This is a genomic window from Nocardia sp. NPDC050175 (assembly GCF_044459885.1).
Classification (GTDB): Bacteria; Actinomycetota; Actinomycetes; order Mycobacteriales; family Mycobacteriaceae; genus Nocardia.
Window position 1 is genome coordinate 181,778 of sequence record NZ_JBITJI010000004.1, and the last position, 12,918, is coordinate 194,695.

The 12,918-nt window shown below is 64.8% G+C and carries 11 protein-coding genes and 1 pseudogene; 5 read left to right on the forward strand and 7 right to left on the reverse strand.

Annotation, left to right across the window (positions count from 1 at the left end):
* Window positions 1-65: 65 nt before the first annotated feature.
* Window positions 66-1,925, reverse strand: a complete 1,860-nt coding sequence (lepA, locus tag ACIBK2_RS15345; protein ID WP_396967593.1) for a translation elongation factor 4 — start codon at window positions 1,923-1,925, stop codon at window positions 66-68.
* Between the two features lie 311 nt (window positions 1,926-2,236).
* Between lepA and ACIBK2_RS15350 the strand changes: the two genes are divergently transcribed.
* Complete coding sequence (locus ACIBK2_RS15350) at window positions 2,237-2,788, forward strand: type II toxin-antitoxin system PemK/MazF family toxin (protein ID WP_396967595.1); 552 nt, start codon at window positions 2,237-2,239, stop codon at window positions 2,786-2,788.
* Between the two features lie 164 nt (window positions 2,789-2,952).
* Here the strand turns inward: ACIBK2_RS15350 and ACIBK2_RS15355 are convergent, their stop codons facing one another.
* From ACIBK2_RS15355 to ACIBK2_RS15370, 4 genes are all read right to left on the reverse strand, one after another.
* A complete protein-coding gene (locus ACIBK2_RS15355) occupies window positions 2,953-3,738 on the reverse strand; it encodes an aquaporin (protein WP_396967597.1) in 786 nt (261 codons plus the stop codon).
* Between the two features lie 203 nt (window positions 3,739-3,941).
* Window positions 3,942-4,784, reverse strand: coding sequence for a transglutaminase domain-containing protein (locus ACIBK2_RS15360; RefSeq protein WP_396967599.1), 843 nt, complete (start codon window positions 4,782-4,784; stop codon window positions 3,942-3,944).
* Window positions 4,781-5,752 carry an alpha-E domain-containing protein gene (locus ACIBK2_RS15365; RefSeq protein WP_396968462.1) on the reverse strand — a complete coding sequence of 324 codons (972 nt, stop codon included), beginning with the start codon at window positions 5,750-5,752 and terminating at the stop codon, window positions 4,781-4,783. The genes ACIBK2_RS15360 and ACIBK2_RS15365 overlap by 4 nt, the downstream gene beginning before the upstream one ends.
* Before the next feature lie 7 nt (window positions 5,753-5,759).
* Window positions 5,760-7,487: a circularly permuted type 2 ATP-grasp protein gene (locus ACIBK2_RS15370; RefSeq protein WP_396968464.1), complete on the reverse strand. Its 1,728-nt coding sequence runs from the start codon at window positions 7,485-7,487 to the stop codon at window positions 5,760-5,762.
* A gap of 326 nt (window positions 7,488-7,813) precedes the next feature.
* Between ACIBK2_RS15370 and rpsT the strand changes: the two genes are divergently transcribed.
* Complete coding sequence (rpsT, locus tag ACIBK2_RS15375) at window positions 7,814-8,074, forward strand: 30S ribosomal protein S20 (protein WP_364728132.1); 261 nt, start codon at window positions 7,814-7,816, stop codon at window positions 8,072-8,074.
* 163 nt (window positions 8,075-8,237) lie between these two features.
* Window positions 8,238-8,489, forward strand: coding sequence for a hypothetical protein (locus tag ACIBK2_RS15380; RefSeq protein WP_396967601.1), 252 nt, complete (start codon window positions 8,238-8,240; stop codon window positions 8,487-8,489).
* Here the strand turns inward: ACIBK2_RS15380 and ACIBK2_RS15385 are convergent.
* The gene (locus ACIBK2_RS15385) at window positions 8,473-9,417 is read right to left on the reverse strand and encodes a helix-turn-helix domain-containing protein (RefSeq protein ID WP_396967603.1); all 945 of its coding nucleotides are present in this window, start codon (window positions 9,415-9,417) and stop codon (window positions 8,473-8,475) included. The genes ACIBK2_RS15380 and ACIBK2_RS15385 overlap by 17 nt on opposite strands.
* 123 nt (window positions 9,418-9,540) lie before the next feature.
* Between ACIBK2_RS15385 and ACIBK2_RS15390 the strand changes: the two genes are divergently transcribed.
* Window positions 9,541-10,611, forward strand: a complete 1,071-nt coding sequence (locus ACIBK2_RS15390) for an aldo/keto reductase (protein ID WP_396967605.1) — start codon at window positions 9,541-9,543, stop codon at window positions 10,609-10,611.
* A gap of 101 nt (window positions 10,612-10,712) precedes the next feature.
* On the forward strand, window positions 10,713-11,186 hold the full coding sequence (locus tag ACIBK2_RS15395) for a GNAT family N-acetyltransferase (protein WP_396967607.1): 474 nt from the start codon (window positions 10,713-10,715) through the stop codon (window positions 11,184-11,186).
* 172 nt (window positions 11,187-11,358) lie between these two features.
* Here ACIBK2_RS15395 and ACIBK2_RS15400 read toward each other — a convergent pair.
* Window positions 11,359-12,519, reverse strand: a pseudogene (locus ACIBK2_RS15400) (LCP family protein); the annotation flags it as partial.
* Between the last annotated feature and the right edge of the window lie 399 nt (window positions 12,520-12,918).

The following is a 12,918-nucleotide window of genomic DNA, read 5'->3' on the forward strand; positions in this document are numbered from 1 at the left end:
TCATAGCTCACCACCTACTAGGCATTATCGCTCGATTCGCCGACGCATGCCGGATCGACGACCTACTACTTGCCCTTCGGCTTGTCCGAGGCAGCATCCGAGGACAACGCCGCCACGAATGCTTCCTGTGGGACCTCGACGCGGCCGATGGTCTTCATCCGCTTCTTGCCTTCCTTCTGCTTTTCCAGCAGCTTGCGCTTGCGGCTGATGTCGCCGCCGTAGCACTTGGCGAGCACGTCCTTGCGGATGGCGCGGATGTTCTCGCGGGCAATGATTTTCGAGCCGATGGCGGCCTGGATGGGCACCTCGAACTGCTGGCGCGGGATGAGTTCGCGCAGCTTGGTTGTCATCTTGTTGCCGTAGGCCTGGGCGGCGTCCTTGTGCACGATCGCGCTGAACGCGTCCACCGCCTCACCCTGCAGCAGGATGTCGACCTTGACCAGCGCCGCGTCCTGCACGCCCGTCTCCTCGTAGTCGAGGCTGGCGTAGCCGCGGGTGCGTGACTTCAGCGAGTCGAAGAAGTCGAAGATGATCTCCGCCATCGGCATGGTGTAGCGCAGCTCGACGCGGGTCTCGGACAGGTAGTCCATGCCGCCGAGCTCGCCGCGGCGACTCTGGCACAGCTCCATGATCGAGCCGATGAACTCGCTCGGCGAGATGACGGTGCACTTCACCATCGGTTCGTAGACGTGCCGGACTTTGCCCTCCGGCCAGTACGACGGGTTGGTGACGACATGCTTGCTGCCGTCTTCCATCTCTACGGTGTAGACCACGTTGGGTGCGGTGGAGATCAGGTCCAGATCGAACTCGCGCTGCAGCCGCTCGCGGGTGATCTCCATGTGCAGCAGGCCGAGGAAGCCGCAACGGAAGCCGAAGCCAAGTGCGACAGAGGTTTCCGGCTCGTAGGTGAGCGCGGCGTCGTTGAGCTGGAGCTTCTCCAGCGCGTCGCGCAGGTCCGGGTAGTCGGAGCCGTCGACCGGGTACAGACCCGAGTACACCATCGGGCGCGGCTCGCGGTAGCCGACGAGCGGTTCGGTGGCACCGTTGCGCGCGGCGGTCACCGTGTCACCGACCTTCGACTGGCGCACGTCCTTTACGCCGGTGATCAGGTAACCCACCTCGCCGACGCCGAGCCCCTGGGTCGGCTTGGGCTCCGGCGAGACGATGCCGATCTCCAGCATCTCGTGCGTGGCGCCGGTGGACATCATCTTGATCTTCTCGCGCGGCGTGAGCCTGCCGTCCACCACGCGGACATAGGTGACCACGCCGCGGTAGGTGTCGTAGACCGAGTCGAAGATCATCGCGCGGGCGGGCGCGTCGGAATCACCGACGGGCGCGGGCACCGTCTTGATGACCTCGTTGAGCAGTTCGGTCACGCCGACACCGGTCTTGCCCGACACCCGCAGCACGTCGTCGGGTTCGCAGCCGATGATGTGCGCGATCTCGGCCGCGTAGCGGTCCGGGTCGGCGGCGGGCAGGTCGATCTTGTTGAGCACCGGGATGATCGTCAGATCCTTGTCCAGCGCCAGGTACAGGTTCGCCAGCGTCTGCGCCTCGATGCCCTGCGCCGCGTCGACCAGCAGCACCGCGCCCTCGCAGGCTTCCAGTGCGCGCGACACCTCGTAGGTGAAGTCGACGTGGCCCGGCGTGTCGATCAGGTGCAGCACGTAGTCCGTGCCGTCGACCTGCCACGGCAGCCGCACGTTCTGCGCCTTGATGGTGATGCCGCGCTCGCGCTCGATGTCCATCCGGTCCAGGTATTGGGCGCGCATCGCCCGCTCCTCGACCACACCGGTCAGTTGCAGCATCCGATCGGCCAGCGTCGACTTCCCGTGATCGATGTGCGCGATGATGCAAAAGTTCCGGATCCGAGACGGATCGGTGAACGTCGTGTCGGCGAAGCTGGCGGGCACTCCACTCCTCATGGGTATTGGCAAACTGCCGTCTATCGTCCCATGAGCAGTGCGAAGCTTCCGCCAGCGGTGTGCCCGAGCGCGCGAGGCGGGTGTCGCGGGCGGTGTTTCCCGGCCGGAAACAGTGGGCGCCCACACACTTGATGCCGTGCTGCTATGACTCGGACTTCACCCCTCGGCCGGCTTCATCCCTGCTAGCGAGGGCCTTGGCCGGATCTGGCCGTCCGATGGGCCAGAGCAAGCCCAGATCAGCAAATTCGTAGTTGTCGCGAGGCGGTCGCGGCGCGGATGAGAAGACGGCGGTGCGCCGTTATATTGCGAATATGGCCCGAAGTTGGAACTCCCTCGGCAAGCAGCTCGGACTTATCGCGAAGGAGCAGGGTCCCAAGATCGTCAGGCAGCAGGGACCGAAGCTGGTGGAGCGGCTGGTCGGGTCGCTGTCTGGGCGGCGGACGCCTGCGGTGAAGGTGCGGCCGACCGCGTCCACCCCGGTGCCGACGGCCGAGCGTGCCCGCCAGATCGTCTACTCGCCGCAGTTGGACGGGCGGGCCGATCCCGGTGAGATCGTGTGGACCTGGGTGCCGTTCGAGGAGGATCCGAGCAATGGCAAGGATCGGCCGGTGCTGGTGGTCGGTCGGGACCGCCGGACCCTGCTCGGGTTGATGCTGTCGTCGAAGGCTGATCGGGCGCACGACCCGAACTGGGTCGGTATCGGCAGCGGCAGTTGGGATCCCGAGGGCAGGCCCAGCTGGGTTCGCCTCGATCGGGTGCTGGATGTGCCGGAAGACGGCATCCGCCGCGAGGGAGCCATCTTGGCGCGCAAGACATTCGACCTCGTCGCCCACCGACTGTGCGCCGAATACGCTTGGCACTGAATCGAATTGCGCGGCGACGTCAGCCTCACCTGGTGGCTGCCCGATCTGTTCCTGCTGCTGTTCCCGATTCCGGCACTGATCGCGTTGACCTGCAACGCGAGGACCGTGGCGGAATAGCAACGGGCCCAACGACACATGGTCGATGGGCCCGTGGTCAGCTCAACTCACGACAGCAGGTTGCGTGAACGGCCGAACAGCAGGCCGTACACCAGCGCGCCGAGCGCGCCGCCGATCAGTGGGAACACCACGAAGGCCCAGACCTGACCCATCGCACCGTCCTGATAGGGCGCGACGGCGAGGCTGCGGGCCGGGTTGACCGAGGTGTTGTCCACCGGGATCGAGATGAGGTGGATGACCGCCAGCGTGACGCCGATCGACAGACCGGCCAGCGGCACGTCGGAGAGCTGATCTGTCGAGGCGAGCACCACGAATACCAGCAGCGCGGTCAGCATGACCTCGATGATGATCATCGCCGCCATCCCGTACCCGTTCTGCAGCACGATCTCGCCCAGCGGCCCCTTTTGCGCCGACGGACTGTGATGCCCCCACCCATTCGCGCCGAGCCCGTCGACCGCGCGGTCATAGGACGGCAGATTCTTCGCCAGCGCGAACAAAACGAGCCCGGCCAGGAACCCGCCGATCAATTGCGCGATCCAATATCCGACCGCCGTCACCACGCTGATCCGGCCGAGCAGCAAATGCCCCACCGTCACCGCGGGATTCACGTGACATCCGGAAATCGGCCCGATCGCATAGACGAGGAACAGCAGCGAGAGCCCGAAGGCCAACGCCACCCCCAACGCCCCGACCCGCTCCCCCGCCAGCACCGCGGTACCGACACCGCCGATCACCAGCACAAACGTGCCGAGCGCCTCAGCACCCCACTTCTTGGTGTCGGGAATGGGTCCGTATTCGGCAACCTCTTCGACGAATTCTTGAGCCGTTGACATCTGCTAAACCGCCTCTCCGCGTATTTAGGCCATACCAGTCACTGCCGCAAGACTTGGTCACAGGTCCAACGTCAGGTGCGCAGCAATTTTTGGGCGTACCCGACGAGTTACCCATGTACGGACGAAATCAGTTGTCCCTATGCCGCCTCTCAGGAACGCTACGCGTCCGAAGTACCTGCGACAACGACCCTTGCAGCGTGTCCCTACGCGAGACGGGTGATCTCTACAACGACCTCGAGATCCGTGGAGCCACCTCCGGAGAATATGCCTTTCAGCGGCGGCACATCCGCGTAATCCCGGCCGACACCGACCGAAATGTGTTGCTCGTTGATGGCGATGTTGTTGGTCGGGTCGTAGCCCCACCACATGCCGGTCCACGCCTCCACCCAGGCATGCGACTGGCCGGCCACCGTCACGCCGATCTCGGCGGCCGGATTCGGGTGCAGGTAGCCGGAGACGTATCGGCTGGGAATGCCCATGCTGCGCAACAGCACCAGCGTCAGGTGCGCGTAATCCTGGCAGACGCCCTGCCGCTCGGCGAACGCCTGCACCGCCGAGGTGTGTACCGAGGTGGTGCCCGCGAGATAGGTCATCTCCCGGTGTACCCATTCGGCTGCGCGGACAACAGCTTTCGCCGGTGGCAGACCTTTGGACAGCTGCTTGGCGATACCGGCCAGCTTGCGGTCGCTCGGCACATACACAGTGGGCGCGAGCATTTCGTCGAAGCGGTCGGCGATCCGGTCCGTGCGCAACTGATCCCAGTCCAGCTCCTCGGCCGGACCGGCGAACGGCTCGGTCTCCACCACCGACGAGCCGGTGACCTCCAATTCGGTATGCGGCGCATGCAAGTCGAACGCGGTGACCGCGGTGCCCCAGTAGTCGGTGTAGCGGTAGGAGCGGGTGGAGGGCTCCGTCTCGACGCGATTGAGGATCACGTTCTGCCTATTGTCCGCGCGCGGCGTGAGCCGAGCCTCGTTGAACGACCGCGTGACCGGCGCGTCGTAGACATAACCGGTGGTGTGCACCACCCGGATTCGCCAGCTCATACTTCCCCCTCCACCTGCACGTGACCGTCCCGATTGCTGTGCAGATCGGTCCACGCCACCCAGGGCGCGGCGTGGAAGTACTGCAGCGCGATCGCCTCGCTCACCTCGCGGCAGGTCTTCTGCAACGACATCAGCCGGTTCTGCAGGTCCTCCAACAGCACACCGGGCGGCAGGAATTCGAGCTCGCTACGTGCGCGGCCCAGCAGACGTTGCGCCTCGTGCCTGGCCCCGACCCGGCTGCTCGGCCGCTGATCCAGTTCGGCCAAACAGGTTTCGGCCACCCGCACCGAGTGGAACACCGATCGCGGGAAAAGCCGGTCGAGCAGGATGAATTCGGCAACCAGGTTGGCGTCGAGGGCGCCGCGGTGGGTGCGCAGGTAGGTGTCGTGCGCACCGGCCGAGCGGAGCACGGTCACCCAGGCGGGCGAGGAGGTACGGTCACCGGCGCGCGAAAGTAGCAGGCGCACAGTCATATCCACACGTTCGATGGAGCGGCCGAGCAGCAGGAAGCGGTAGCCGTCGTCGCGGCTGAGGGTGGAGTCGGACAGTCCGGCGAACATCGCCGCGCGATCCTGCACGTAGTGGAAGAACTCGTGCGGCCCGAGACTGCGCGCCGCTTTCTCCGCGACCGCCAGCCCGATGTAGGTCGCATTCAAGCATTCCCACATCTCACTGGAAGTTACTTCCCGTGCGCCCCTGGCATTTTCACGAGCATTGGCGATCGAATCGATGATCGAGCCACCGTCGTGACTGAAGGCGACGAGGTCGGTGACCGACCAGACATCCAGCGCGCCTTCGGGAGGTTCGATGCCGAGCACCCGCAACAGGACTCGCGAAGTACGGTCGGGATCGACGGTCGCGTCCTCCAGCAGCTGATGCACCGCGACATCGAGGATGCGCGCGGTGTCGTCGGCGCGCTCGACGTAACGTCCGATCCAGTACAGCGATTCCGCGTTGCGGGCCAGCATCAGCGCGTCACCACCCTTGCCGCTGCTGTTGGGTTTGCCCGCCTTGCGATTGGCGTTGTTCGTGTTGCCCCGATAGTCGCCCACTCTGCGACTGCCCCGATAGTCGGCTGCTTTGCGACTGCCGTTGCTCCTGCTGTTGTTGCTGCTGTTGCTGATTCGCCTGCGACGCCGTCAGATCCCGGCCCACCTCGCGCGAATCCGATTGCGCCGGTTCACCGACCAACTCCGCGCCCGCCAATTCCCGATCGGCCAGTGAATCCCGCCCGGACAACACCCAGGTGTCCTTACTCCCACCGCCCTGACTGGAATTGACCACCAGCGACCCATCAGGCAGCGCGACCCGGGTCAGCCCACCGGGCAGCACCCAGACCTCGTCCCCGTCATTGACCGCGAACGGCCGCAGATCGACATGGCGCGGCACCAACTCGTTTCCGACCTTCGTCGGCACTGTCGACAACTGCACCACCGGCTGCGCGACCCACCCGCGCGGATCCGCCTTGATCCGCCGCCGCGACGCCTCCAGCTCCCGCGGCGACGCATCCGGCCCGATGACAATGCCGTATCCGCCGGAACCCTCGACCGGCTTCACCACCAACTCGGCGATCCGATCGAGCACCTCGTCGCGTTCGTCGTCCAGCCAGCAGCGGTAGGTGTCGACGTTCGGCAGCACCGGCTTCTCGTTGAGGTAGTACTCGATGATCGTCGGCACGTAGGCGTAGATCAGCTTGTCGTCGCCGACGCCGTTGCCGACCGCGCTGGAGATGACGACATTGCCCGCCCGCGCCGCGTTCAGCAGCCCCGCGACGCCGAGCACCGAATCCGGCCGGAAATGCATGGGATCGAGGAAGGTGTCGTCGATCCGGCGATAGATCACGTCGACTTGCCGCTCGCCCGCCGTGGTCCGCATGTAAACAACGTTGTCCCGGCAGAACAGGTCACGCCCCTCGACCAGTTCCACGCCCATCTGCCTGGCCAACAGCGAATGCTCGAAGTATGCCGAGTTGTACACACCGGGCGTCAGCACCACCACCGTCGGATCGGCCTCGTTCGGCGCAGCCGACGCGCGCAGCGCCGCGAGCAGGTGACTCGGGTAGTCGCCGACGGCCCGAACCCGGTGCGAGGAGAACAGATCGGGAAAGACCCGCGCCATCGTGCGCCGGTTCTCCATCACATAGGACACACCTGACGGCGAACGCAGGTTGTCTTCGAGCACCCGGAAGTCACCGCGCTCGTCGCGAATGAGGTCGATGCCGGCCACATGAATGCGCACCCCGTTCGGCGGCACCAGTCCCGCGGCCTCGCGATGGAAGTGCTGACACGAGGTGACCAGGCGTTTCGGGATCACCTCGTCGCGCAGAATGTTCTGCTCGCCGTACACATCGGCGAGGAAAAGCTCCAGCGCGACCACCCGCTGCTTGATGCCGCGCTCGAGCTTGGCCCATTCCGCGGCCGCGATCACCCGGGGCACCAGATCCAGCGGGAACGGTCGTTCCTGTCCGGACAGCGAGAAGGTGATGCCCTGATCGATGAACGCGCGGTCCAGTGCGGCCGCGCGCGCCGCGAGGTCGGACACGTCGATCGGCGCGAGCGCGGCGAACAGCCCCTTGTACGGCTGCCGCACCCGGCCCGAACCGTCGAACATCTCATCGAAGGCCTCGGCGTAGCGGCCTGGTCGATAACCCTCGAATAGCCCTGGGGGCGCGACCTTGCCATTGCTGGCGGCCCGCCCGTTCATACCGACCGGTCTGGACTCGACGGATCGCGCCGAGCGTGGCGGTGAGGCGGGAGTCATGCAAAAATCGTGCTACACGCAGCGGCAATGCTGCGTGTGACACAGGTAAATTTCTCGCATCACTAGTCCGCTACTGGCGATATGCCCGGTTGTGACACCGACCGGTCGGTGTCATCCACCAAGGCGGTCCAGTGCTGATTTCGTGCGCCGAGCGGCGGCTGGTATCCTCGACCTTCGGCGTTGCGTTACCCGTTTACCGAGGGTGCGACGCACGCGTAAGAACTTTTCCAGCACAAACCACTCAGCGACAGGAACACGAGGAAACAGGCGTGGCCAACATCAAGTCCCAGTTGAAGCGGATCCGTACCAACGAGGAAGCGCGCAAGCGTAACCAGTCGGTCAAGTCCGCGCTGCGCACCGCGATCCGCAGCTTCCGGGAAGCCGCCGCGGCCGGCGACAAAGAGAAGGCCGCCGCGCAGCTCCAGACCGCGAGCCGCAAGCTCGACAAGGCTGCCTCGAAGGGCGTCATCCACGCCAACCAGGCTGCCAACAAGAAGTCGGCCCTCGCGCTGGCTCTGAACAAGATCTGATTTTTCCGGTACCGATCCGGTACCACATGCATTGACGCAGCCGCCGTGGCCTCGACGACCACGGCGGCTTTTGTCGTGCTCATCCCCCGGTCAGCACACTGTTCATACTAGGGATTCCGGATCGGGCCACAGCCTGTCGGTGGTTCCAGCTACCATTCGGCGCATGGTTACCGTTTACGCCAATCAGACCGTGGTCCGTGGCGAGGATCTGCCCGACGTGATCCGGGCCGCCGAGGTCCTCGGCCTCGGGGTGAAGATCGAGAACGTGATGGTTCCCATCGACGATGAGGGCAATTACTCGTTGGAGTGGGTTGTCACGCGTGACGAGGAAGTACCCGTTTACGACGACTGGGAGGGCCGCTATGAGGAGTCCGAGGAAGACGAAGAGGAGCTAGTACTCAGCTCTGTGGAGTGAGTCCTGGCGATGTCCGATCGACCAACGGCGCCGGATCGGCCACCAGCCGATCCAGCGCCGTCTGAGAATCCGCATCGGCCGCTCGATAGATGATGATTCGCTGGTCAGGATCCTGCACCGGCATCAGCACCTCGTAATTGACCACCAGCTGCCCGACAATCGGGTGGCGCAGCGGCTTGGCGCCGCGTCCGTTCACCTTCACGTCGTGCTGGGCCCACGCCTGCTCGAACTCCGCGCTGCCGGTGAACTCGGCGATCAGATCGCTCAGCACCTGGTCCTCGGGATGGGCCGCCCAGGCCGCCCGCAAGTCGGCGATGCCCTCGCGGATGATGCGCTCACGCTCCACATAGAACTCACGCATGCTCGGCTCCATCAGGCACAGCCACATGGTGTTGCGATGCCGCGGCGGCAGCGTGTCGAAGTCGACGATCAGCCGCGTCATCTCCCGGTTCCAGGCCAGGATGTCGTAGCGATGGTTGACCAGCATCGCCGGTAGCGGCGAAAGATCATGCACCAGCATGGCCAGCGCGGGTGCCGCCACCGTGCTCGGCTTTGCGGCGTTCGGCTGCCGCTGCTGGGCCAGATCGAACAGGTAGGCCCGTTCGTCGGTATCCAGCCGCAGCGCCCGCGACAAGGCCTCCAGCACGTCAGCCGACGGTCGTAGGCCACGTCCCTGCTCCAGCCGGACGATGTAGTCGGTGCTGACCCCCGCCAACTCCGCGACCTCCTCGCGCCGCAGCCCCGGCGTGCGCCGCGCCTGCCTGCGCGCGGGCAGCCCTAGGTCACCGGGCATCAGGCGTTCGCGCCGGTCCCGCAGGAAGGCCGCCAATTCGTGTGTCGGATTCGCGGCGCTCACCGGTCCGCCGTGGCCGTTCAGCCCGCCGGGCCGTGCGCTCGCGCCGCCTGTCGCGTTCACCGTTCCAGTCATCACCTTCGATATTACGGCTGCATAGGACTGGCTTTCCCAGGAAGAAGCTTCCCTTACCCATCTCCTTGCCCCGCTCCAGACTGGGTTTCACACCAAAGATGCACCAACGACAAGGAGCTGGACATGTCCGGAGCCCGCACCCTCGATACCTACCGGCTGCTCGGCCGCTCGGGTCTTCGGGTGTCTCCGCTGTCTCTCGGCACGATGACCTTCGGCGCCGACTGGGGTTGGGGTGCCGATAAGGACGAGGCACGCAAGATCTTCGACACCTACCTCGATCGCGGCGGAAACTTCATCGACACCGCGAGCCAGTACACCAACGGCAGCTCCGAGCAACTGCTCGGCGAATTCACCGCGAACAATCGCGAAAGCCTGGTGCTGGCAACGAAATACACGATGCTGCGCCGCCAGGGTGACCCCAATTCCGGTGGGAACCACCGCAAGAGCATGTTCGCCTCGGTCGAGGCGAGCCTGCGCAAGTTGAACACCGACTACATCGATCTGCTCTACCTGCACGCCTGGGATTTCATGACCCCCGTCGACGAAATCCTGCGTGGCATGGACGATCTCGTGCGTTCGGGCAAGGTGCTCTATGTCGGCATCTCCGATGCGCCGGCCTGGCAGGTCTCCCGGATGCAGGCGATCGCCGACCTGCGTGGCTGGTCACCGCTGATCGCGCTGCAGATCGAATACAGCCTGATCGAGCGGACCGTCGAACGTGACCTCATTCCGATGGCACGGGAACTCGGCCTCGGGGTGATCCCATGGTCGCCGCTGGGCGGTGGCGTGCTCACCGGCAAATACACCCGCGAAGACCTGAACCACCAGGCGGCGGATTCGCCCGAGGGCACCCGTAAAGATGTGGTGGCGGCACAGGGTGCGCTCACCGAGAAGTCGCTGGACATCGCCGACGTGGTCAAGGAGGTCGCTACCGAGATCGGCAAGTCGCCCGCACAGGTCGCGCTGGCCTGGACGTTGCGCAATCCCGGGGTGACCTCGCCCATCATCGGTGCCCGCACCGCCGCCCAGTTGGAGGACAATCTCGGCGCGCTCGACGTCGAATTCGATGCCGCACAACTGGATCGGCTGCAGCAGGCGAGCGCCATCGAACTCGGCTTCCCGCACGACATGCTGGCGCTGCCGATGACCCGCAATGTCATCGCCGGTGATCTGAAGGTTCAGGGGCGCGCCTGAGCGACCAGTTAGGCGGCGGTGCGGGCATTGCTCGCACCGCCGCATAACGCCAGTCGTAAAGTCATTCGACCCGCTGAAGGCCGGTCGCTAGCCTTGCGTCTATGGATCTGGTGGCGCGGGCCTATGACAGTCCGGATGCGCAGAAGTTGATCGCGGAGGTCCAGCAGGAGTATGTGACGCGCTACGGCGAGCCGGACGTGACTCCGACCGATCCGGCCGAGTTCGAACCGCCGCGTGGCACGTTCCTGGTCGGTTATCTCGACGGGATTCCGGTGGCCTGTGCCGGGTGGCGCGCCCACGACAGTGACGAGCCCGACTTCCGTGACGGGGATGCCGAACTCAAACGTATGTATGTGGTCGTCGAGGCTCGCCGACGCGGCCTGTCCAGGTTGCTGTTGGCCGCCGTCGAGCAGAGCGCGGTGGCGGCCGGGCGTCGGCGGATGATCCTGGAAACCGCTGCGCTGCAGCCGGAGTCCATCGCCCTCTACATTTCTGCGGGCTATCAGACGATCCCGGGGTTCGGTATTTACCAGGACGAGCCGGTGAGCCGTTACTTCGGCCGAGACCTGCCTTGAGATTGCTTCTAGCGCAACACTTTCTCGGATGTCCGGCCGATCAGTTGACGCAAGGAATGGTGTCGCCGGTAATGGTGGCGTCTACCGGCTTTCCGACATCCGGAGTCGGCATTGCGGATCCGGCCTGCGGGTCGGCGGTCGACAGCATCTGCGGCCGAGGCGGGTTGTATAACGCGACAGTGGGATCCGGGTCGCCGAACGCGGCGCGGACCTCGCGGCGGATGGCCGCCGGGTCGATGATGTTGACGTCCTGACCGTTGATGTTGTCGTAGCGGAGCACCGGAAGGGTACGGAATTCAACCGCCGGGCTCTCGGACGTGCCGAGGGTGCGCAGGAAATCGGTGATGTTCCACCCGTCGGACAGCACGACGTTGCGGTGCGCGACGTCCATCAGTGCGGACAGCTTGGCGACATCGGTGAACGTGCCCGCCTTGCGCAGATCGAGCGCTACCGACGTGAGGAAGGCCTGCTGGCGGTGGGTCCGGTCGAGATCGCCGTTCTCCAGACCGTGGCGTTGCCGGACGAAGGCCAGCGACTGGGCCGGGTCGAGCCGCTGCCTGCCCGCGGGGAAATCGGCACCCGAGTAGTAGCTGTCGTTCACCGGCTTGTTCAGGCAAACCTCAACCCCACCAAGCGCTTTGGCCAAGTCATAGAAGCCTGCCAGCGTGACCTCGCCGAACCGATCGATCGGCACCCCGGTCAGGTCGCGCACCGCCTGCACGATCGACGCCCGACCCGCCTCACGTCCCGCGCGCTCCAGGGCCTTGCTATCGGTCACGCCTTGATCGATCAATTGATCCTGAACGGCGGCCTTCTTCAGCCCGTACGCTTCCTTGATCTTCACATTGGTGTAGCCAGGAATGCCGGACACCTTGACGTAGTCGTCTCGCGGAATCGACACCGCAACAATCTTTTTCATATCCGCCGGAATATGCACCAGGATCAAGGTATTCGCGTTGTATCCGCCCTCTTCGCCGTCACCCGCATGTAGCTGATCGAGGATCTCCTTCGGCAGATCATTCCCGTCCTGATCCTTACGAGTATCCAGCCCGATCAACAAAACATTCATGTCACCGGCAAGCGATCGAGGTGCATCCACCCCCAACGCCGCCGACCTGGTGAACCCTTTGTCGAACCGCCCCTCGGTAGCCCACCCGACCGCCGTTCCCGCCAGAACCGCCACCGACAACCCGCCGGCCACCACTTTCAGCACGGCAAGCCCCACCCGCCGCTCCGGCCGCCGATGCACACCACCCCGCCGCCGACGCCCGTGCCAAGCACCGGCCCGCCGGGAATCATCAACCGGAAAGCCCGGTGCAGTTCGCTCGTCCATAACCAAATCCAGTTTGACACGATTCGGATAGCTAGCAATTCGCCGAATTCATCACAAAAGCACTAGTCGACCCATCTCCAGCAACCCCAAAGGCGACCATCGGCCACCACAAAGGGCCTCACCAAGACCGGACAAACCTCGCCTGACATTGCGATCTGTCGAAACGACCTATCGAACACGGAAACCGGCCGAATCAGCAGGTCCTGTGCACTCCAGGGTCATTGAGTTCTGCCCCACATGTGTCTCAGCACACATCCGGCATCGCCAATTAAGTCCGACAGCGTGCCGAATCCGGCCCACCCCGTTCGAGACCAGGCAGAGCATCGGTCTCTCATTGCCGAAGCCGCGTCCGTTCCGTCTGGCCGCGCACGAAATTGCTGGCAAATCCATTCGCAGCAG